18 protein-coding genes and 1 pseudogene are annotated in these 23115 nt (G+C 49.8%); 1 reads left to right on the top strand and 18 read right to left on the bottom strand.

Annotated elements, in window-relative coordinates; genetic code table 11:
• Positions 1-13: 13 nt before the first annotated feature.
• The 5 genes from rfbH to HRI97_RS09285 form a co-directional block, all read right to left on the bottom strand.
• Positions 14-1342, bottom strand: a complete 1329-nt coding sequence (gene rfbH / locus HRI97_RS09265) for a lipopolysaccharide biosynthesis protein RfbH (RefSeq protein ID WP_253725177.1) — start codon at positions 1340-1342, stop codon at positions 14-16.
• Positions 1335-2426: a CDP-glucose 4,6-dehydratase gene (gene rfbG, locus HRI97_RS09270; RefSeq protein ID WP_253725178.1), complete on the bottom strand. Its 1092-nt coding sequence runs from the start codon at positions 2424-2426 to the stop codon at positions 1335-1337. The genes rfbH and rfbG overlap by 8 nt, the downstream gene beginning before the upstream one ends.
• Positions 2405-3178, bottom strand: coding sequence for a glucose-1-phosphate cytidylyltransferase (gene rfbF, locus HRI97_RS09275; protein ID WP_253725179.1), 774 nt, complete (start codon positions 3176-3178; stop codon positions 2405-2407). The genes rfbG and rfbF overlap by 22 nt, the downstream gene beginning before the upstream one ends.
• A gap of 331 nt (positions 3179-3509) precedes the next feature.
• On the bottom strand, positions 3510-4115 hold the full coding sequence (locus HRI97_RS09280) for a transcription termination/antitermination NusG family protein (RefSeq protein WP_253725180.1): 606 nt from the start codon (positions 4113-4115) through the stop codon (positions 3510-3512).
• A 7-nt stretch (positions 4116-4122) separates the two neighbouring features.
• Positions 4123-4278, bottom strand: coding sequence for a hypothetical protein (locus HRI97_RS09285; RefSeq protein ID WP_253725181.1), 156 nt, complete (start codon positions 4276-4278; stop codon positions 4123-4125).
• Between HRI97_RS09285 and HRI97_RS09290 the strand changes: the two genes are divergently transcribed.
• Positions 4277-4720, top strand: a complete 444-nt coding sequence (locus tag HRI97_RS09290; RefSeq protein ID WP_253725182.1) for a helix-turn-helix domain-containing protein — start codon at positions 4277-4279, stop codon at positions 4718-4720. The two genes, HRI97_RS09285 and HRI97_RS09290, sit on opposite strands and share 2 nt — an antisense overlap.
• Positions 4721-5096: 376 nt before the next feature.
• Here HRI97_RS09290 and clpB read toward each other — a convergent pair whose 3' ends face one another.
• From clpB to HRI97_RS09355, 13 genes and pseudogenes are all read right to left on the bottom strand, one after another.
• The gene (gene clpB / locus HRI97_RS09295) at positions 5097-7682 is read right to left on the bottom strand and encodes an ATP-dependent chaperone ClpB (protein WP_253725183.1); all 2586 of its coding nucleotides are present in this window, start codon (positions 7680-7682) and stop codon (positions 5097-5099) included.
• Positions 7683-7999: 317 nt separating this feature from the next.
• A pseudogene (vapC, locus tag HRI97_RS09300) lies at positions 8000-8347 on the bottom strand (type II toxin-antitoxin system VapC family toxin); the annotation flags it as partial.
• Between the two features lie 43 nt (positions 8348-8390).
• Positions 8391-9560, bottom strand: a complete 1170-nt coding sequence (locus HRI97_RS09305) for a hypothetical protein (protein ID WP_253725185.1) — start codon at positions 9558-9560, stop codon at positions 8391-8393.
• Between the two features lie 20 nt (positions 9561-9580).
• Entirely contained in the window at positions 9581-9802 is a 222-nt protein-coding gene (locus tag HRI97_RS09310; RefSeq protein ID WP_021330761.1) for a hypothetical protein, read from the bottom strand.
• Positions 9803-9824: 22 nt separating this feature from the next.
• Complete coding sequence (locus HRI97_RS09315) at positions 9825-12827, bottom strand: insulinase family protein (RefSeq protein ID WP_253725186.1); 3003 nt, start codon at positions 12825-12827, stop codon at positions 9825-9827.
• A 3-nt stretch (positions 12828-12830) separates the two neighbouring features.
• Complete coding sequence (locus tag HRI97_RS09320) at positions 12831-14159, bottom strand: flagellar motor switch protein FliG (RefSeq protein ID WP_253725187.1); 1329 nt, start codon at positions 14157-14159, stop codon at positions 12831-12833.
• 108 nt (positions 14160-14267) lie between these two features.
• Positions 14268-14723, bottom strand: a complete 456-nt coding sequence (locus HRI97_RS09325; protein WP_253725188.1) for a hypothetical protein — start codon at positions 14721-14723, stop codon at positions 14268-14270.
• 61 nt (positions 14724-14784) lie between these two features.
• A complete protein-coding gene (locus HRI97_RS09330; protein WP_253725189.1) occupies positions 14785-15471 on the bottom strand; it encodes a hypothetical protein in 687 nt (228 codons plus the stop codon).
• Positions 15472-15708: 237 nt separating this feature from the next.
• Positions 15709-17571, bottom strand: coding sequence for an FAD-dependent oxidoreductase (locus HRI97_RS09335; protein ID WP_253725190.1), 1863 nt, complete (start codon positions 17569-17571; stop codon positions 15709-15711).
• Positions 17572-17745: 174 nt separating this feature from the next.
• Positions 17746-19716, bottom strand: coding sequence for a transketolase (tkt, locus tag HRI97_RS09340; RefSeq protein WP_253725191.1), 1971 nt, complete (start codon positions 19714-19716; stop codon positions 17746-17748).
• 31 nt (positions 19717-19747) lie between these two features.
• The gene (locus HRI97_RS09345) at positions 19748-21205 is read right to left on the bottom strand and encodes a hypothetical protein (RefSeq protein WP_253725192.1); all 1458 of its coding nucleotides are present in this window, start codon (positions 21203-21205) and stop codon (positions 19748-19750) included.
• A gap of 52 nt (positions 21206-21257) precedes the next feature.
• Entirely contained in the window at positions 21258-21902 is a 645-nt protein-coding gene (locus tag HRI97_RS09350) for a CBS domain-containing protein (protein ID WP_253725193.1), read from the bottom strand.
• Between the two features lie 412 nt (positions 21903-22314).
• The gene (locus HRI97_RS09355) at positions 22315-23019 is read right to left on the bottom strand and encodes an ABC transporter ATP-binding protein (protein WP_253727317.1); all 705 of its coding nucleotides are present in this window, start codon (positions 23017-23019) and stop codon (positions 22315-22317) included.
• Positions 23020-23115: the final 96 nt, after the last annotated feature.

The raw sequence follows: 23115 nt of genomic DNA on the forward strand, positions 1-23115 counted from the left end.
TTTCCACTTAACATCAGGTATTTTTACAAATCACCCGTATCATCTTATCGAGCATTTCTTTTGTCATACCGGGATATACGCCGATCCAAAAGCTATTATTCATTATAGTGTCGGTATTTTTAAGATCGCCGACAACACGGTACAGTTCCGACCCCCTAATCTGATCAAAGCACGGATGCTTAATCAAATTTCCTGCAAACAAAGCCCGCGTTTGGATGCGGCTATTTTCAAGATTTTGTACCAGTTTATCTCTATCAGCTTTTTCTTTACAGGTTATCATAAACCCGAACCAGCTCGGTTTGGAATGTTCTACGGGCTGGGGCAGAATCAGATTATCCTCAAGGTCTTTAAGACCGTCGTATAAATACTGCCAATTCCAACGGCGCTTTTCTATAAAAGAGGGAATTTTTTTAAGCTGCGCGCAGCCGATCGCCGCCTGCATATCCGTCGCTTTCAAATTATAGCCGAAGTGACTGTATGTATATTTATGATCATATCCGAGCGGAAGTTCTCCGTATTGCTTGTCAAAACGATGTCCGCACTTATTATCCACCCCGCTCGGACAAATACAGTCGCGCCCCCAATCGCGCAGGGATCGAATAATCCTATGCAGTAACGGATCGCGGGTATATACGGCTCCACCCTCGCCCATCGTCATGTGGTGCGGCGGATAAAAACTCGACGTACCGATATCGCCGACGGTTCCGGTCTTATACGTCTTACCGTCAATCGTGTATTCCGAGCCGAGTGCATCGCAGTTATCTTCTATGAGCCAAAGGTTGTGTTCGGTACAGAATTCTTTTACGGTTTTTAAGTCAAACGGATTTCCGAGTGTGTGCGCAATCATCACGGCTTTTGTTTTATCGGACAACGCCCCTTCGAGTTTTGTTACGTCGATATTGTATTGAGGAATTGTTACGTCGACGAAAACGGGGACCGCACCGTATTGAATGATCGGCGTTACGGTCGTAGGAAATCCGCACGCAACAGTAATCACTTCGTCCCCTCGTTTCAGCTGACGTTCTTTTAAAAGCGGCGATGTAAGTGCCATAAATGCGCAGAGATTGGCGCTTGACCCTGAATTGACGAGGGAGCAAAACGGCACGCCGAGATACTTTGCAAGCTGCGCTTCAAATCGGTCTGTGTAACGTCCGCTCGTAAGCCAGAATTCAAGGGAACTGTCCACAAGATTCATCATTTCCTGTTCGTCGAACACGCGGCTTGCATAGCTGATACGGTCGCCGTCCTTGTATTCAGGTTTTACCATGAATTTCTTGTAATATTCTTTTACGGCTGAAAGAATCTGCTCCGCCGCTTGTTCTTTTGTGTTGTTTTCAAACATGGTATTCCTCGAAATATTCCTTTATCTGTCTATCGGTCATTTCCTTTGCAGAATTGCCGCTTGAAACGCTTTTTTCCCATTCGACAATTTTTTCCACTGCCGTTCGTATGTTCCACTTCGGATACCAACCGAGGACGGTTTTTGATTTTGAGCAATCGAGTTTCAAAAAATTAGCTTCATGAGGAGCATCAACTTCTTCTATAACTTTCCAAGATGCGCCGCTTCCCCACGCGCCGCAAAACAAATCCGCAAGCTTACCCGTCGTAATGCAGCTTTCATCATCGGGCCCGAAGTTATAGCTTCCGCCGTATTTTTCTTTGTTTTCGTATTGCATTTCGGCAAGCATAAGATATCCGCGCAAACATTCAAGAACATGCTGATAGGGGCGTATACTGTTTGAATTGCGAAGTATTATCTCTTTACCGCTTTCCACAGCGCGGATACAATCCGGAATAATCCTATCCGGCGCATAGTCTCCGCCGCCTATGACGTTACCGCTTCGGGCTGTGCTTACGGCCGCACTGTTCCGCTCCGTAAAAAACGAATTTTTATAACTGTAAGTAACCAACTCGGAACACGACTTGGAATTGGAATAGGGGTCAAAGCCGCACAGCTCTTCATTTTCACGATAACCCCACGCCCATTCTCTATTGAGATACACTTTGTCGGTTGTGACATTTACAAATGAGTGCACGTTGTCACAGCTGCGCACGGCTTCAAGAACATTTACCGTCCCCATCACATTTGTTTCATATGTAATGACCGGCTCTTTATAGCTCGTACGAACAATCGGTTGGGCGGCCAAGTGAAAGACAATATCCGGACGAAAGGTATTTACCGCATCGCGGAGCTTCGCTCCGTCGCGGATGTCGGCGATTATACTGTCGGTATCTTTCGCTGTCCCTGTCGATACGAAGAGACTCGGTACTGTAGGCGGTTCAAGAGAATACCCTGCAACACGAGCACCCGCGCTGAGTAAAATACGGCAGAGCCACGTTCCTTTAAAGCCCGTATGTCCCGTTATAAATATCTTCTTTCCATCGTAAAACGATAAATTCATGCTCAGTCTTTCCAAATTTTCCACGGTGCGGCGCCGCTTACCCAAAGCCGATCGAGCTTTTCTTTTTCCCGCAGAGTATCCATGCATTGCCAAAAACCGCGATGAATATACGCATTCAACTGATTATCCGCAACCAGCGATTTTAACGGCGCCTGCTCAAAAACGGTCGCATCACCTTCGATATAATTCATCACTCCGGACTCGCATACCATAAAGCCGACATTGATAAGATCCCCATCCTCATCGTCTTTTTCTCGGAATGATTTTACGGATCCGTTCGCAACTTCAACGATTCCCTTGTTCTGACCTAGATTGTAACACGTCATCGTTGCAAGCTTGCCGGATTTTTTATGCGATGCGAGCAATGCCGCCATATCGATATCGCCTACTGCATCACCGTAAGTGAGCATAAACGGTTCATTTCCGATATATTCTTTTATGCGTTTAACTCGTCCGCCGGTCATCGTCTGTAAACCGGTGTCGACAACAGTGACTTTCCATTCATCTTTCGGTTTGTTATGGAATATGCATGCATTATCCTTCATATCAAACGTAACATCGCTGTTATAGAGAAAATAATTTGAAAAATATTCTTTGATGATATGCTGTTTGTATCCGGCACAGATAATGAATTCTTTAAAACCTTGAGCAGCGTAGACTTTCATGATATGCACGATAATCGGAATCTCTCCGATTTCAATCATCGGCTTGGGCTTTAGATGAGACTCTTCACTGATTCGAGTTCCGTAACCTCCGGCTAAAATAACGACTTTCATAAATCAACGAGTCCTCGTTTGGTCGAATTATAATGGCGGAAAATCACAAAAATAATACAGATACCTTCAAGAGTGTCTACGATGTGATTTCTGTTATTCCCCCAAAAAATCGCATATATAGTAATTTTGAAAATCATATTCCTCCCGTATAAAAAGTCAACGAACACGGTATCTCCATATACCGGCGCGGTTTTTTCCGTACATTTTCCGAGATGTGTAGACATTGCGCTTATTTATGGGACAAGCTCCCTACGTAAACAGTTTGCAACTGAATTGCGAGTATCATAGCACGGTTTATTCTTATCGTCAATTTATCGGAATTTGAAAAAAACTACTCCAACTCTTCATATTTTAAATCAAATGACAGGCTGTTATTTACGAGTGAAGAACGGACTGTAATTCGTTTTTGCTTTTTATTGACTTTGACAATATTACCTTCATATCCCACGAAGGGTCCTGCCAGTGCTTTTATTTTTTGATTGGGAAGAAACCGTATCTTTGAAACTCCTAAGACTTCGCCGTTATGTATCAGAAATTTCAATTCTTCCAATGCGGATCCTGTTATTCTGGTCGGATTTTGATTATCCCGCAAAATTCTGCAAAAACCTTTTATCGCACGGAGTTCGGTAAAAAAATCTGCCGTCAATTCTTCGATTTGGAAAAACAGATATACCGAAAAAAGGGTTCCTAAAAACCAACCTCTTTTTTCGGTATACATTTTTCTTTGAAAAAAATAGAAATGTACAGAAGGATATTTCGCTTTTAATATTTCGGTTGCTCTTTCCTTAAATTTTTCTTCTTCTCCTGTAAAAATCATTATACAGTAATATTCCATAACAGATTTCCAGTACGGTGTAATATTTCTATCAAAAGTATGACAATGACCGCATATACTATTTTTATCAAATATAATTTCTAAATCTGTAACATCTATCACGAAACGTTTAATCTTTCATATAAACGTGTATCGTTACATATCCGTCTCGCTCTATTTTAATGTAGCACGAATCTTCCCAAATATCAACTTTTTCCGATTCTATTTTCAGCATACTGCCGTAACCGATTAAACGCGCCTCGTTTTTATGATATACCTTTCCCATGCACATATTTTGGAAAAACGTCCGCAGCATAATCGATTATCGTGGGATCACTTTAAAGATGCTTGCGTCTCTTGCGGACGTACCGTATTCGACGGTCACAAACGGAAAAAACACAGAACGGCAGCCGTCGGTCGAAACGGCATCTAAAATCGCTTCGGCGTTGAATAAGTCGATCGAGTCTCTTATGTGCGATACGGCACGGCTTCAAAGTGAATGCAGCGTTTTAAAATTAAAAAAATCATTCCGCAAAAACGATATCGCCCTCTACCGCAAATACGAAAGCATCATCGCTTATCTCGAAAAGCTTCCCGCCGGCACACGCGAATCGATTATCAATTTTATTTTAACCGTCGCCGGAAGAAATACCGACCCGGAACGTGAATCGAAAAAAGTATCAACAAAAGAGCATACTGCACACTATGTTATGAAAAATGATGATTAAAGAGAGGGGACGATCTCAAAAGACGCTTAGTTGTTCGACAGCCTGCCCAAAAATTGAGTTTTTTAAGAAAGTCCACTCCCTCTCAAATACCGGTGGAAAAATCACGGCTCGAAAATGCGGATTTCCCCCGTTCTCAACACACGCTATATGCAATAGTGCGAGTTGCCGCACCGCGCCTCTTGTTGTCCCGTTGCACATACTCACACCCCCTGCAGCATCTCAGTCATACCCCTCACCTCATTCAAGCGCGAGCTTGCCTGCAGTGCATTCTCGCACAGCGGAAAACTCACTCAACCGCTACGCCGCAGGCAGCAGCACACTCACGGCAGCCGCCCTCTCACAAGCAGCGGCACATTTACGCTGCCGCCCGCTTCCGTCATTCAAACGAAAGCCCGCTCGCACCCGGCTTTGCCGTCACTTTGATCGCAGCCCCGTCCGGGAACTTTCCTTCGAGCAGCTCTTTTGCGAGCGGATTTTCCACGTAGGTTTGGATCGCTCGCTTTACCGGCCGCGCACCGAACGCGGGATCGTAGCCCTTATCGGCGAGGAAGGCGACAGCTTTGTCGTCGAACGAAATTTTGATCCGCCTGTCATCGAGCCTGTGCGATACGCGCTCGAGCTGGTTTTTGACGATGCCCGAAATGCAGCTTTGATCGAGGCGGCCGAACATGACGATTTCGTCGATGCGGTTTAAAAATTCGGGGCGGAACGTCGATTTAAGCAGTTCGCTCACTTTTATGCGCGCTTCATGCATTTTTTCCGGCGTATCGGCATCGAGGATCACGTCGCTTCCGAGGTTGCTCGTCATGATGATGATCGTATTTTTAAAGTCAACGAGGCGCCCCTGTCCGTCGGTCAAGCGTCCGTCGTCGAGCACTTGGAGCAGCACGTTGAATACGTCGGGATGCGCTTTTTCGATTTCGTCGAAAAGCACGACGCTGTACGGACGGCGGCGCACCGCTTCGGTAAGCTGTCCGCCTTCATCGTAGCCGACGTATCCCGGAGGAGCGCCGATCAAACGCGAAACGGAAAACTTCTCCATATATTCGCTCATATCGATTCGCGTAAGCGATTTTTCATCGTTGAACAAAAAGTCCGCAAGCGTTTTCGCGAGCTCCGTTTTTCCGACGCCGGTCGGGCCGATAAACAAAAAGCTTCCGAGCGGACGATTCGGATCGCTCAAGCCGGAGCGGTTTCTGCGGATCGCGTCGGAGACGACTTGCACCGCATCGTTTTGCCCGATGACGCGCTTGTGCAGTACGGATTCGAGCTGCAAATATTTTTGCTTTTCGCTCGACAGCATCTTTGCGACGGGGATCCCCGTCCACTCGCTGACGACGCGCGCGATGTCTTCTTCGGTCACTTCCTGCCGCAAAAGCGATTCGCGCCCGCTCTCGTTTTTTCTTCCGGCTTCCACTGCGGCGGAAAGCTTTTTTTGCAGATCGGGGATAATGCTGTACTTCAATTCGGCGGCTTTCGCAAGGTCTCCTTCGCGCGTATATTTTTCTTCATTGAAGCGGGCCTGTTCGAGTTTTTCTTTGATATCGCGGCTCTTGTTGATATCGGCTTTTTCATTTTGCCACTGGAGCTTCATCGCATCGCGTTTCGCCGAAAGATCGGCGAGTTCTTTTTCGAGCTTTGCAAGCCGCTCTTTCGACGCTTCATCGTCTTCTTTTGCAAGCGACTGCTTTTCGATGGACAGCTGCATGATCTTCCGTTCGATTTGATCGAGTTCGGTCGGCTGGCTTTCGATTTCCATTTTGAGCCGGCTCATCGCTTCGTCGACGAGGTCGATCGCTTTGTCGGGCATAAAGCGGTTTGTAATATAGCGGTTGCTGAGGACTGCCGCCGCGACAAGCGCTTCGTCGTCGATCCGCACGCCGTGGTGAATTTCGTATTTTTCGCGCAGACCGCGAAGAATCGCGATCGTATCTTCGACCGACGGTTCCGAGCAATAAACCGGCTGAAAGCGCCGTTCGAGCGCCGCATCTTTTTCTATGTATTTCCGATATTCGTCGAGCGTCGTCGCTCCGATCGCCCGAAGCTCTCCGCGAGCAAGCACCGGTTTTAATAAATTGGAAGCGTCCATAGAACCTTCGGACGCGCCCGCACCGACGATCGTATGCAGTTCGTCGATAAAGAGCACGATCTGCCCTTGGCTTTTTTGCACTTCCGTGATGACGGCTTTAAGCCGCTCTTCGAATTCCCCGCGGAATTTCGCGCCTGCGACAAGCGAACCCAAATCGAGGGCGAGGAGGCGCTTGTTTTTCAAACTTTCGGGAACATCTCCCGCCGCGATGCGTCTCGCAAGTCCTTCGACGATGGCGGTTTTTCCGACACCCGGCTCTCCGATGAGTACGGGATTGTTTTTCGTGCGGCGGCAGAGCACTTGCATGACGCGCCTTATCTCTTCGTCGCGTCCGATAACCGGATCGATTTTGTCCTGCCGTGCAAGAGCGGTCAAATCGCGGCAATATTTTTCGAGCGAGCGCATCGAAGATTCGGGATCGTTGCTGTTCACCTGCTGATTGCCGCGAAGTGCTTTCAGCGCTCCCAAAACCGCTTTTCGGTCGATGCCGTGCCTTCGTAGCATATCGCCGACACGCCCGTCCGACTCGCTCATCGCAAGGAAGATATGTTCGGTCGAAAGGTATTCGTCGTGCAGATCCGCCATCGCTTTTTCGGCTTTTGCAAGTACTTTCTGCGCTTCGGATGAAAGCGACATCTGCACGTTGCCCCTCACCGTCGGGTAAGAAGCGAGCAATGCGTCGTTTTCCCGAAGCAGCGTTTCGGCAGGCACGCCGATACGCTCGACAAGGGGCGGAACGATACCGTCCTTTTGCTTTAAAAGCGCGTCGAGTATGTGTTCGAGTCCTATTTCACTGTGATCGTTTTGCTGCGCAAGAGCGCTCGCCTGCTGCAGCGCGTCCTGCGTTTTAAGTGTAAAATGTTCGTAATCCATGCTTTAAACATACTCATGAATTGCGAATAAAGCAAGAATTTATCTATGACAACGATATAGGAAATTGTATTCCCTAAAAAATAGAGTGCACATAAAAAATCGGCGACACTCCCGGCAGCAACAGTCCTGCCGTTTGCGCGGGGAACTTCGCACTCCGTGCTCGTTGCAAGTGGCGCGGGGAACTTCGCACTCCGTGCTCGTTGCAAGTGGCGCGGGGAACTTCGCGCTTCGCGTTCGTTGCAAGTGCCGCGGCAGACCGTAATCGAAATCGCACTGCAGTTTGACTGCGGTGTAGGCATTGAACTTCGTGTTAGCCATTATACAGCGAGTTTAAGTTCAGTAATGACTTTCGACATATTTACGTAATCTTCATCATCATGCAAAAGAGCAATGTTATTCTCAATCGCAGTTTCTGCAATAAGCAAATCTATTGTGCTGCGGATTGTAATGCCTTTTCTTCGGCATCTAAAATTCAATTGGGCGGCATTTTCAAATGATTGTACGCCAAGTTTAAGCGAATACAAGGGGATATATTTCAAATAAGATTTTAAGGTTGAAAATTCTTTTTCATCTTTTGAACCTTGCAAAATTTCCTGATAAATAAACTCATTAATACAGAAAGGCTCTTCACTTTGTATCAAATTATCGAGAAATTTTATTCCTTTAGTTTCTCTTCCCCATCAGTTTTATAATAGAAGACGGCAAGGCTCAGATTTCTCCTGCTTCGACTTGTCCGAATTCGCACAGCGCGAAAGCGACGTGCGCGTCTTCGATGATTTCGAGGTTTTTGCCGATATGGCGGTACAATTTGATTTCTCCCGTTCCGCTTCCGCCTGAAAGCAATTTCATCACTTTTCGATTTCCTTCGGAAAGTTCGATATTGCGGACAAAGAGCTTCGACGTATGACACACGATATCGATATCGATAACCCATTTTTTCGTATCGGCGCTCACCGACCAATGCAGCCGCTCGCCTTCTTCGTCGGCGGGCATTTCGATACAATCCCATAAAATTTTTTCCGAAGCGCCTCTTTTTTTCGCCTCAAGCGCGATGTCCGTATTTTCAAACTCCAGCGCGAGGGCAAGGCTGTCTTCAAAAATTCCCTGCACGGTAAAGCTTGAATTGAACAACGCCTTTCCGCTGATTCGGCTCGTCAAATTCGACGACGAAATATGAAAATACGGAGCCGGAAGAGTACGAAGAAAATGAGCGTCGATATAGCCGTAGGATTTTTTCGGAAGCACACTGTATTCGCGGCCGTCGAGCGTAACGCTTCCCGAAAATGCCGTACGCACTCCTGCGGGAATCCACTCTTCGGTTTTCTTTTTATAGCCCGCGTCAAACTGCTTTTTGATTTCATAGCGAAGCTCCCACGAAATCTCTCCCGCATTGCAAAAGTATTCGGGATGAGCCGCACGCTCTTTTGCCGTGCACGAAAGAGAGCCGGAAAGTCTCCCGTCGTCGAAAGAACAGTTTCCGACGGCAACCGGAGAAAGCCGAAATCCGCCCGCAGCATCTTTCAGCGAGTAATAGCCGCAAATCTGTTTCGGTTTTGCACCGAAAGTTCCCGCACGCACGGCGACGTACGACGGCGTTACAATCGATTCGGCGCGCAGATTGAGAGCGGCTTCCGTTCCCGCAAGCGCATACTGCAGATCGTCTTCGGAGATAGAAGTGCGCGATTTAAAACCGAGTACGCTTTCGTCCGGAGAGAGAGCGGCATTGAGCATTTCCCATTCGATAAAAAAAAGCTGCTCCGCACCGGAGAGCGCATCGATACCGGTAAAAACATAGCGCGCCCACACGATGCCGTTTTTTTTGAGCGCCGAATGCGGTTTAAATCTGCTGAAATTAATAATTTTTTTCGGAGCTGTCATTGCAAATCTCCGGTCTTACATTATCCGAGAATTTTTTCGATACTTTTGGTAATCGCTTTTTTGTCGCGCGGAAAATTGGCGTCGAGAAATTCAAAGCATTCGACGGCTGCGCGTTGTGCGTGTTCGTACCATATCGTATACAATTCCGACTTTATATCATCACCGGGATACGGGGCGCCCTGCACGTCGGAGACGAGATTACGCAGCATCCGTATACATTCTTTTGTCTTTTTGTCCATCATAGACGACACCTCGTTTTGAGTATTATAGCGACAAATCGATAATAAAGCCAGTGCCTTTTACCGATTTATCGCAGATTACCGCAGTATTTCCTTCGGCGATCGCACGGGCGTTTTCGGCCGCCGTACGCAAAGAAGCGGCATCGACCGAAAGGATCGCCGCTATGTATTCGCTCCATTCTTCATGCGTCATCGCGTAAAGCTTCCGCAAAAACCCGCGCGCACCGCGCGATTGAGGCGACTGAGGCTTCGTCACGTCTCCGTAAGTTCCCGTCACCGCGCGGGAAACATCGGTATCGCTGAAACGCATAGCGCACACGTCCTCGAGGCAGCTTTTAAATGTTTTTATCGATTCAAGTGGAGACGGATCACGGTAGGTGCTCATCGAAAAGATTTCAGTTGAAATATCAAAGAGCGCCGATGCGCCGTATGCGCCGCCGGTTGTCCGTATGCGCTCCCAAAGGATATTGCCGCGCATCCAGTGGCAGAGCACCGTAAGCGCCGCTTTTTCCCGCATCGTCAATCCGTCGAGATATACCGACTGCGCCGCATAGCCGACTTGCGACGAAAGCGTACACGTTTCAAAGCGTTCGCCGTCTTCTTCGCCGGCCGTTTTTACAAGCGCATAGTATTCACCGTTTTCCGGGCGGACAAGCGGCGAGAGCGCATGCAAGCCTGCCTTCCGTGCGAATTCGGGAATACGCGGAAGCACGGTTTTAAGCGACGCTTCGTCGGCCGTGATGTGAATAAGACCTCCCGCATTTCGAATCGATTTTGCCATATCGGAAAAACGATTTCCGACCGAACCGGGATTTTCTTTGCAGATCTTTTCGATCGTCAAAACCTGCGCGACACCTCCCCACGCTTCTTCGACGGCGGAAGACCTTCCGAGATTCCGCGATGCTCTGAGTTTTGCGTAGCGCGAACCGGAGGGAATGACGGACGAACGGATATCGTTTTTCATTTCATCCAAAATCGTTTTGACCCGCTTTTCATCCGAAAATTCCGTAAACGCGATCGCTTCTCCGAAAAGCGCAAGCGCTTCATCCGTTTTTTCGACGGGCAGCTTGATGCTGAACGAAAGCCAATCGCGGCCGATATAGTGTTTGTCGCGAACCGAAGAAGCCGCCTTTTGCGCATACGCGCTTTTATACGAGTCGCCGGTCAGCGTGCGCACTCCCATATCGCCCGAGCACAGGGAAGCGGCTGCGGCGCACTCGTCCCATTTTTTTCCGTTCCAGCCGGTATTCGTCGTACAGGCGGCAAAGGCCGGAATATAGGGATATGCACCTATGGGAAGCGCATCGGCAGGATAACACACATCGATATAGACGATACCGCCCGTCGCTTCGCGGTTTACAAAAAGCGCTACTTCGCTTCCGTCCGCTCCTAAGCATGACGACACGTCGGTTGCAATCGGCTCGACTTTCTTTTTCAAATCCGACGGAAGAATATACGGAATGCACGCAGTCTCTTTTTCCGTCTCTTTCCGTTTTTGATAGGCGTGCAGCGCTTCGGTGTTCCGCCGCACTTCACCGGCGTCCGCGCCTTTTGCAAGAGACGCGATAAGCTCGCGTTCTTTTTTCGCACGTTGTTTTAAAAACGAAGAAGCGGGCGTTACGACGACGAAAGAGCGGGCGGTGTTGTCCAAAAAAACGCGCCGTATGAGAGACGCGATATAGTTTTTATCTGCGGCGATTTTTCGTTTGACCCTATCGAAAGCTGAGCGGTAGCCGAGCGTCGATGCGGGAGATGCGCCGTAGTTCCAGCCGTTCAGTGCACGATCGGCGAGTTCGAGAGAAAAGGGATCGCCCCGCACGCGCACGACTTCGCGGTTTGCAAAATCGACGGCAAGGACTGCCGCATCGATATCGTTTTTCGGAATACCGTTTTTGCACAAATCGACAAGTGTGGAAATTATTAATTTTTTTACCGCATCGGCATCTTTTTTATCGACGCCGCTCAAACCGAAATAGAGCATTTGACAAAACGCTTCGGCGCCTCCGCCTGCGACCAAGCGTTCGCCCAAGCGCGAATCGGTCAAAGCCTTTGCGACCGGAGAACTGTCGTTTCCTGCGAGAAGCTGCAGCAAAAAAATCACTTCCATCGTATCGTCGATATTCGATGAAAGACCGTATCGCCAGTTGAGCGTTACGTTCGATTTTTTCGCGTCCGACGCGGGGCCGGCCGCATAGACGATCGCTTCTTCACTCATCGCTTTCGGCTCTTCAAGCTTTCGGAAGTTTTCGCCGAACGCGGGAAAACTTTTCGGCACATCGGGGATCGGATAGATTTTTTCAAGGCGATCGAAAAAGCTTTGCTGCATAAAATCGAGCTGCGTTTCCGTCTTTATATTTCCGTATAAAAACAAAAGACAATTAGCCGGACTGTAATACGAGCGATGAAAATCTTTAAAGCGCTCATAGGTAAATGACGGAATGACGAGAGGGTCGCCGCCGGAATCGTTTGCATAGCATGTGCCTGAAAACAGGCTTTTGAATTGTTCGTCGAAAGCGACGGAATTGAACGACGAATAATTTCCTTTCATTTCGTTATACACGACGCCCTGAATCGAATAGCCGCCCTTCCCGTCTTCTTCAAGGCGGTGCCCTTCCTGATAAAATGTTTCTTTTTTTAACAAGGGAAAAAACACCGCGTCGGCGTATACGTCCATCAAATGAAAATAATCTTTTTCGTTTGCCGAACTCGCGGGATACACCGTCTTATCGGGATAAGTCATCGCATTTAAAAACGTATACACGCTTTGATTCATCAAATTGACAAAAGGTTCTTTGACGGGAAATTTTTCCGAACCGCAAAAAACAGAGTGTTCGAGTATGTGCGGAGCTCCCGTCGAATCGGCGACGGGAGTACGGAACGCAAAGGCAAAGAGATTTTCTTCATCGTTATTTACTAGGTGAAAAATTTCGAGTCCCGTCTTTTTATGGCGGAGATATAATCCCTTCGATTCGCAGTCGGGGATATCGGAAATCGATATGAGGTCGAAGCCTTTATAAAATTGTTTCAACTGTTACTCCACGTATTCGCCGTCGTCCCGGCCGTCGATTTTAAATGTACCTTGTTCATACGCGCTCCGCATCGCAGCCAAAAATTTTCCGGTTACGTCGTCGCAGTCGCGCTTGGACATGGGCTTTGCAAGCTGCTCTTCTTCGAGAACGGTATCTCCCCTGCCCTTCGAAACGTTGTATAAAATTTTTTTTCGAAACGGCTCGGGTTTTCCCGCGATGAGATAGGCGACTTCTTTTTCGCTCATCGATCTCAAAAGCTCTTGGATAAAACGGTCGTCCGATTTTTCGACGTCTTCGAGCGTAAAGAGCCGCTTCCGTATGTCGTTTGCCAAATCGGCATCTTCTCCGGAAATCGTTTCGATGATTTCGTCTTCCGATGCGAGCGGCATGCGCCTGAGGATTTCGGCAAGCGCATTTTTCCCGTCGATCGATTCCGCTTTTTCCGCAGCAATCGAAAGCGATTTTTCGTATATCGCTTTGTCGGTGCGGGCCAGCACATCGGGAGAAATCGGCTGCATTTTCGCAAGGCGCGAAATCACATCGCGCTTTACATCGACGTCCATTTTCCCGATAACGGAGGCCGCTTTTTCAGGCTTTATGCGAGAGAGCACGAGCGCCTGTACCGCAGGCGATTCGTCTTTTAATAAAAAATACACGCGCTCGTCGTCCGCCGTGTTGAGGTATTCGAAGGGTTTTCCGCCCGAGAGCGAAACCGCCTTTTGCAGCATCGATTCGGCCTTTTCTGCACCGTAGGCTTTTTCGAGCATTTCCCGCGCGATGTCCGCACCTCCGCTCTGCCGCGCCTGTTTTAACAAGCCTTCGAATTCGGAAAGTATTTCGGACGCTTCTTTCGGATCGACGCTCCTGATCGACGCGATTTCCGGAATGATTTTTTCAGTCTGCTCTTCGGTCAAGTGCCGCATGACTTTTGCAGCTTCATCGACGCCGATTATTAAAAGAAATTTTGCAACGCGGCGGTAGACGCTGTCGCCCGACGAGCTTTCCGGTATTTTTAACAAGCCGCCTTTTTTCAGCGTGTCCGCCGCACGGGAAAGTCCTTCGTTTCCGCTTGCGTTTCCGTTACGCGCGTTCTGCAAAGCCGCCTGTTTCGAAAGCGTTTTACTTTCGGAAAAAATATTTGCAATTTTTCGATTGACGCCTTCAAAGGGCTTGTTCGATCCGCTGCCGGTTGCCGATTGTGAGAGCCGTACGCTGTCTTCTTCGTTCGGCACCTGCATCCCCGCAGCTTTCATCGTACTCTCATCCGCGGAACGCTCTCCCTTCCGCGCACCGTTTTTATATGCGTTCGCCCGAATATCGTTCAGATTCATAGCGTCTATAATATAATGAAATAAAATATCGGGCAAGGCTATGGATAAAAATTACAAGCCAAGTTCCCGTTGCAAATAACACGCAGGCGACTTGTTCCGTACAGAGGGTTAGATTTTAAAGTACAGCGGCAGTGCGTTGTACAGGTATTCGGCGATTGCATCATAGTCGTGGCGACCGCCTTCTTTAACGGCATAGCGTACATTGCCCCCGCTGAATGTGCGGCGAGCTAACATTTCGGTCAGCCGGTTGTTTACCTGATCCCAGATAGGATCGCGTGTACCGACTGCGGCGTAGATTTCATAATCCGAAGCGGTATATCTTTTTTCCCGGATAATTTGTTCAAGACGGTCGGCGGTTTCCTCGGGCCGATAGCGCCCGCCGTAGGTTCCCATAATCCAGCAATCGCCGCTTAATGGGAGAAAATACTTGATAAGATCGTTATGAAACACGCTTAATTCTTCGACACTGCGGGCAAAATCCTGCACCTCATTTTCGTTGTCAAATGTTGCGGCGACGACAATCAACGGCTTAATATCTCCCCTTTCGATCATCGCGTCGAGCATGTTTTTTATAAAAACGCCCCCGACGGAACTTTTTTCGATTCGGGGGCGTTTTGCAAAAGCGTTACTTGCTGCGCTTGAGCGTACCGGTAACGATTAAAATGTTATTTTTAAAAGTAAATTTTAACGTGCCTTCGTAATGATAGGCGGATTCGGGGCTGAACGTGTCGCTTACAAGCTGCACCTTGCTCCAATCCATATCGGACATTTTTGCCGCATTTCCGCCCGCTTTTAAGTATTCGGGTTTTACCGTAAAGACGTTCTTGTTGTTGTCGCCGACATTGCGTGCAATTTTTGCGCCGGTTAAAACGTCGAAGTTTCCTTTTTTGTCCGTTGTCAATTCATACGCCGTGCCGCGGTGCACAAAACGAACAGTCACGACACCGCCGTTTTCGGTTACGGTAAGATTATCGAATTGCGCAACATCAAAATTCGCAACGGGATACAAAAACAAATTGCGCAAACCTGCGGGAATTGCGGCTTTTTTGTCGGCTTCGGGTTCCGCATAACGGACACTGTTAAACGCTTTTGTAGAACCTTTTACGCTTGCGCTCGATGCCGTATCGAATTTGTCTTTTACGGCAGGCTGTTTTCCGACCGTCCAGTTAAAATAATTTGCCGTATAGTCGGATTTTGCAATGTTCATACGGTAATCGATACGGACGTCCGTTGCCGAATCGGCGGCGGCAAATGAAAGAGGCAGCGCCCAAAACAACGCTGCCACCGCTAAACAGGCTGAAAGTTTTTTCATATAGCTCCTCCCTAATGAAAAAATATTCGTACTTTGATTATTTTTCGGCAAAAGCCGGAACATTCAAAGTACCGTACTGAATATACATAAATTTTTATAGAAAGTAAAGAAAGAAAACGCCCCAAGCCGGAACTTTATCCGATAAGAAAAAACCGCAGAGAAAAACCCCTGCGGTTTAATAATTTTGATTAATTATTAATCAAATCGAAATTTTCGTTCATCGCCGTCTCGCAATTTTTACTTTGCGCTTTTAGCGTAAGAAGCGGCGCTTTCGCCTGCGATGCGCCCGGATGTCCATGCAAATCCGCACGCAAGTCCTTCATACGGAGGATAGCCCCTGCCCGCATAGTAGCCGCCGGCGCTCGTTCCCGCGGCAAAGAGCCCCGGAATGGGTTTGTACTGTTCGACGTCGAGCACGCGCAAATGTTCATCGACTTTTACGCCGCCGATCGTTCCGAGAAATACGGCGCGGCAGTCGAACGCATAAAAGGGTCCTTGCGATACGCCGAAGCGGAGCGACTTTGCGGACTTTCCGTAATCCGTGTCGTTCCTCTGCGAAACCATCGTATTGTAGCGGTCGACGGAAGCAGCGAAACTTCTTTCATCGAAACCTGCTGCGGATGCGAGCTCTGAAAGCGTATTTCCCTTCCACGCCGTTTTGCCCTGTACTGCAAGCTCCGCAAGTTCGGTCAAGTTTCCGCCTTCTTTGCTCGGTCCTGGTCCGCTGTACGAAAGGCGAAGCGTATCGCCGTTCGTGTAACTGTCGAGGGTCGCCTGATCCGCGACGATAAAATAGCGTCCGCCCGCGGCATAGCCGGCATTCGCCCAAAACGCCGTATCGTAGACGACGTCTTCGTTCACAAAGCGGCTGCCCTCTCCGTCGACCCACAAAAGCGGCGACTGCAACAGCCACGTGAGCGCGGATGACGAATAACCTGCGAGGTGTTCGCTGCTCGACTCTTTCGCAACGGTGCTTTCGGCAAGCTGACAGCCGTGCAAAAGCGGCGTCGCATCCCAATCCTTCGCTCCGGCTTTCAGCATAGCATCCAAGCCTTCGCCCATGCTCGGCATGCCGATAAAATTGAGGTACGGCGTTTTGAGTTCCCGCCGCACGCGCTCGACGTCTCCGCCGAAGCCGCCGGTTGCGATGACGACCGCTTTCGCGTGAACGGTGAGCACGCCCCCGTCTTCTTTTTCGGCTTTTACGCCGGTAACGGTACCGTCGGCATTTTGCATGATTTCGGTGAGACGTGTATTCGTGCGGAGTTCGGCTCCCATCTTTTTGAGATTCGCATAGAGATTGTCGAAGCCCTGAGCGCTGTCGTCGTATTTGTGATAGCAAAAGGCTTCGTACGCATCGCCTTCGTGCGCAAACTGCGTCGTTTTATCCTGCAAGTGAAAGGTCATGCCGTAGCCCGTAAGCCAATCGATCGTATCGGCCGATTTATAGACGACGGCGCGGGTAAGCGGCCCGTTCGAAAGGTATTGATTGAATTCGAGGAGACGGTGCACGGCGACGTCTTCGGAAAGGCGCATACCCTTTGCCCGCTGCAGTTTCGAATCGACTGCAAAAAATCCCGAAGCGAGCCGGCTGTTGCCGCCGTAATTCGAAAGCTTTTCGAGAATCACAACACGCTCCCCCGCTTCCGAAGCGGCAAGTGCCGCAGCCGTTCCCGATCCTCCCGCGCCTGCAACGACGACATCGACCGTAAGCTCTTCGTCGGCACCGCTTTTTGCAACGGATTTTTTATACGCGGCAAGTTTTGCACCCGATTTTTTAAGCGCGGCTTCGGCAGCCGAAAACACCGCCTTACTCGTAAGCGTCGCACCGGAAACGCCGTCGAGCGCAATCGTCTGTGACGAAACGATGGAACGCGCAAGCTTTTCCGCCGCCGCTCCGCCGATGTTCGGCGTTTCATTCGGAGCCGCGATGACGGCATCGGTGATTTTGCCCGACGCATCGAGCGTCAGCGATACCGTAACCTCTCCGCCGAAACCTTTTTCGGAAGCGGAATAAGTTCCCGCTTTTACGCCGGAACAGCCCGCCGCCAAAAACGCGAATGCGGCCGCAGCGGCAAACGATACTACAAGTTTTTTCATACATACTCCCGTACAAAGCACGTGCGATATTGCAGACTGTACTTCGCATCACACCTGCACAAACAGATTGCATTTCGAAATTAATTTAATAAAATCGAAATTCGTTTTATTGCCGCCTCGCAATTTTTACTTTGCGCTTTCAGCGTAAGCGGCGTTTTTACCCGCGATACCGCGTTAGCGCTTCAGCAGTTTTGCAAGATCGGAAGCGGTAAAGTGCAAATGCTCCGCAACTTTTTCCGCCGGCCCCGATTCGCCGAAGGTTTCGATACAGAAGATATCGCTGCGATCTTTTACGAAGCGGAACCACTCCGTACCGATACCCGCTTCTGCGGCGACGACGCGCTTCGCACTTCCGATGATTTTGTTTCGCACCGCATCGTCCGCTTCGGAAAATCGCTTCAAATCGATAACCGATACGATGCGTATCTTTTTTTCGGGAACGAGCTTTGCCGCTTCAAGCGCCGTATTCACTTCGGAGCCCGATGCGAGAACGGTAATATCCGGAGCGGCGCTTCCTTCCTGCACGACGTAGGCGCCCGTGCGGATCGTCTTTTTCCAGTCTTTGTCGGCTTTTTCGTATACCGTAAGTTTTTGCCGCGTCAGCGCAAGGCAAACCGGATGATCTTTGCTTTCGTAGGCCATCTTCCACGCTTCGACCGTCTCTTCGGCATCGCCGGGACGGAGCACTTGTACGCCGGGGATCGCACGGAGAGAAGCGAGCGTTTCGACCGGCTGGTGCGTCGGTCCGTCTTCGCCGACGTAAATAGAATCGTGCGTAAAAACGTATATGACCGGCTGCTTCATGAGGGAGACGACGCGCAGCGAGGGACGAAGGTAATCGCTGAACACGAGGAAAGTCGCACAGAACGGGCGAAGACCTCCGTGCAGACTGATGCCCGCGCTGATCGCCGACATCGCAAACTCGCGGATGCCGAATTCGATCATGCGCCCTTTTCGATTTTCGGGCGAATAAACTCCGTCCAAGTCGTCAATCTTCGTTTTATTCGGCCCGGTTAAATCCGCCGAGCCGCCGACGACATTTCCGTAGCGCTTTGCGATCACGACGATCTCTTTACCGCTCGCATCGCGCGTTGCAAGAGAGTCTCCGACTTTGAATGAAACGTCCGGAACGTCGCTCGTGGGAGCGTCGGTATGGAAAGCATCCCACTCTTTTCGAAGTTCGGGATTTTCTTCAGACCACGCTTCGAACTCTTTTTTCCATTCCGCTTCGCGCTCCGCGTACACCGCTTTTTTTGCGGCAAAATAATCGTACGCTTCGGGGAACACGTAAAAGTCTTTGTCGGAAGGCAAACCGATCGCTTCCTTCGCAGCCTTTACGCCATCGGCACCGAGGGGAGCGCCGTGTACGTCGGGCGTGCCCTGCTTCGGTGCGTATTTTCCGATGACCGACGTAAGCATGATGAGCGTCGGCTTATCGGTGCATTGTTTCGCCTCTTCAGTCAATTTAATAATGTTTTCAGGTTCGTACATCGAACCTTTCAAAATCTGCCAGCCGTACGCTTCGTAGCGCTTTTCGATATCATCGGTAAAAGCGATATCGGTCGAACCGTCTATGCTGATTTTATTTTCGTCGTAAAATACGATGAGCTTTCCGAGCTTCAAGTGTCCCGCGAGACTCGACGCTTCGGAGGCGACGCCTTCCTGGAGGCAGCCTTCGCCGACGAGCGAATACGTATAGTGATCGACGATTTTACGAGAAGCCGTATTGAATCGCGCGGCAAGCATCGTTTCCGCGATTGCCGAGCCGACCGCCATCGCCATACCCTGTCCGAGCGGGCCGCTCGTGTTTTCAACGCCGTCCGTCGCGCCGTATTCGGGGTGACCCGGACACTTCGAACCTACTTGGCGAAAACTCTTTATGTCGTCGAGCGTCACTTTGTAGCCCGCAAGATGCAAAATCGCATACAGCCACATAGAGCCGTGTCCCGCGGAAATCAAAAAACGGTCGCGGTCTGCCCACTTCGAATCGGCGGGATTGTGCTTTAATATGTCGCCGTAAAGAACGGCCGCCAATTCCGCAGCTCCGAGCGGGATACCCGGATGCCCCGAATTCGCCTTTTGAATGGCATCCATCGAAAGGCTGCGTACGCTCGCCGCAACGGCCTTAATCGCTTTTTCGTTCATAATCGCTCCTATCAAAAATAATTAATAATTATTATTTTACGACGATAAAGCCGTTGCCGCTTTCCGATTTGACGGCATCAGTAAGTTCGCCGCTGATATCTTCAAAATTACATTCCATGCCGTCGAGCGATGCCGCGATCTCATCGGCATCTTCGGCTGCAGCTGCGGGCTCCCGTTCGATCATCTCCAACATGCGCAAAACGTGATTGTATATCTGCGACAGGATGACGAGCTCCTGCTGCGGGTAGCGAGCAAGGTTTACGGCGGATCGATCGATCTCCAACACGAGCCGGCTCGCCTTCCGGTACAGTGCAAGCGCGCGGCGGCGCAGCGGCCCGATATGAAAATCGGCAAACCAGTTGTAATCTTTTTTTATTATGGCGTGGCACGAATCGATATGCAATAAAAGGATTTTTCGCTCTTCCGGTTTTAAATGAACGCCGTCCGGCAAAATTCGGTCGAGAACAATGTCGGGGTCGTATTTTTTTTCGAAAAGCTGATCTTCGATATAGGCGTCGAAAACAAAATCGGGAGCGGCCATATCTTCAAATATCGGACCATCGGAATCCGTATCGACGTTCAAAAAATTATTCCATTTCCCGACGGCGGGAACTTCTTCTCCGGCTTTCCATAAGCGCGTTTCAACGCCGAAAGGCTCATATGCGACTTTGCGGCTTTGCAGCAGAAACTCTTCGACCGAACCGCAGTGCGTCGTACACAGCGCATCTCCGTCGTCGAGGAAAATGCAGGCGAGCTGCTCTTCGATCGATGCGCAGGGACCTGTAGCGTCGAAACTTTCGAGAAGGTCGGCTTCGATCCTGTTATACCAATTTTGCCGTTCAAGATCGTCGGCTTGCATACGCATCGAATTTTCATCGCGCTTTACCGGCACGACTTCGATTTGCCCGAAATCCCAATCGACGACGCGGCACAAGAGACGATCGCCGTATTTGAATCCGCAGTATTTGACGAGCGGCTCGAGTGAATTGACCGTAAGACGCACTTCGGGCGGCAGCTCGAAATCCTGCGACGCCAAATCCATCCCCTCGTTCGCGGGATCGGCAGCGATATATTGAGAAGCGAATTCGGAACCGTAGAGCGCAAAGAGATCGGCCGCATCGGTACTTGCAAAGACAGCGACGCGGCGCGAAAGCAGTTCACCTTTGTACGTAAAAGTGAGCGAGGACGGAAGCATTTCGGGATCGACGAAGGGCATACACCTCGCGCCCGCGGCAAAACACTTGTGTTCGACTTCGCGGCGAGTCGGCTTAAAACTGAACCAACGGTTCGAAAACGCTCCCGCTCGCGTGATATAGAGCCCGTCGTCGATCATAAAAACGTAATCGCTTGACACGAGGTAATCTTCGCACATCGTACGCGTCGCGCGCATACCCATTTTGCCGAGGATACGTGCAAAATCCTTATCGGAAAAAACGTCGCGGTAGGTTCTGAGAAATCTGTCGATAAGCGTTTTCGCCTGTGCTTTCATCGTTTATAAAATACTGACAGTCCGCCGCAAAAGCAAATCTTTGCGCACTTTGTCACACGACGCGGATATCTTCTACGGAAACGCCGCAATCCGAAAGTATCGACTGCATCCGCTCGAGCGTTATGTCGGTCGCTTTTATCGTAAGGCGGCGCACGCCGGGCTCTTTCAGTTCGTCGGTAACGACGGAAACGATATTGCCGTTGAGCGCCGCGATCTTTTCGGCGATCTTTGCGAGCTGACCGGGCTTGTCGGCGCTGCTTATCGTCACGCGCACTCCTTCGTGGCGGGCACCGAACATATTGGTAAACAGGTGAAACAGATCGCTTTCGGTTACGATACCGATGAGGATATCGTCTTTCATAACGGGAAGACATCCGATTTGATTGTCGACCATGATACGCGCCGCTTCTTCGACGATTTCGTTTTCGGAAACCGTGACGACTTTTTTCGTCATGATTTTTTCGACGGTAAGCTTCGAAAGCAGATAGCCGATTTCATACATATCGAGAGTGGTCGCGTCGGACGGACCGGCTTTCGCCAAATCGTTTTTTGTGATGATGCCGGCAAGTCTGTCGTTTTTATCGATGACGGGCAGCTTGTTGATGGCCTTTTTCGTCATAAGCGCTTTGGCTTCCGTAAGCGTCGTCTCCGGAGAAACGTACACCGGGTTTCGCGTCATCACATCTTTTACAATCATACAAATCCTCCTGCACCCCAAGGCAACCGAGCCGGAAACTATGTCATCTAAAAAATAACATGTAATGTAAAAGCGGCTGCACTCCCGGCAGCAGCCCTGCCGCTCGCCGCGGCAGACCGTAATCGGAATCGGACTACGCAATCTTTTTTATAAAAAAGATTGCTTGCCATCGGTCTGAGCAGCTCGGCGGCAGTGCCGCTACCTCGCGTTCCGCCGCGTTTTATGTACCCGCATACACTATTTTCATACCTAATACATTTCCGACTCGGTTGCCCTGTTCTGCATTTCCTTAGTATTATAACACATTCCGCGCGATTTTACCGCCACGTTGCGATTTTTTTTATGAGCCGCTATGCTCCGGTACCGCAAAAAAAATCCGCCCCATACGCTGCAACCGCCGCCGCGCGATGAGCTAACCGCCGAGGTAAGCCGCTTTTACTGCGGGATCGGCAGCGAGATCGGCCGCCTTACCGCTCTTCGATATTGCGCCCGTTTCGAGGATGTACGCGCGGTCGGCAACGGAAAGCGCTTTATACGCATTTTGTTCGACGAGCAGAATCGTCGTCCCTTCCGCGCTGATTTTTTTAATAATCGAAAAGATTTCGTCGACGAGGATCGGCGCAAGCCCCATAGAAGGTTCGTCGAGCAAAAGCAGTTTCGGAGAAGCCATAAGTGCGCGGCCCATCGCAAGCATCTGCTGCTCGCCTCCGGAAAGCGTTCCCGCATTTTGCTTTACGCGTTCTTTCAACCGCGGAAAAAGAGCGAACACTTTTTCCGTATCGCGCCGGATTTCCGCCTTGTCACGCCGCAAATAGGCGCCGAGTTCGAGGTTTTCGCGTACCGAAAGGTTTTGAAAAATGCGCCGGCCTTCCGGCACCTGAATCAAGCGGCGTTCGACGATTTTGTCGGGCGCGCAATCGGTGATGTCTTCTCCGTCGAAAAAAACGCTTCCCGCATCCTTTTTCAAAATATTCGAAACGGCGTGCAGCGTCGTCGTCTTTCCCGCGCCGTTCGATCCTATCAGCGTGATGACTTCTTTGTCTTCGACCGAAAACGAAATATCGTGCAGCGCTTTGATCGCGCCGTATGAGACGGTAAGATTTTTAACTTCGAGCAGCGTACTCATCGTGCCCCCTTATAATAGGTTAAATGTCGAGTTTTGAAAATACCAGCGAAATAAAGCGATGCTTTCAGCGAAAATGACCGACGTACA

Origin of the sequence: Treponema socranskii subsp. buccale, from assembly GCF_024181585.1 — a bacterium.
Taxonomy (GTDB): Bacteria; Spirochaetota; Spirochaetia; order Treponematales; family Treponemataceae; genus Treponema_D; species Treponema_D buccale.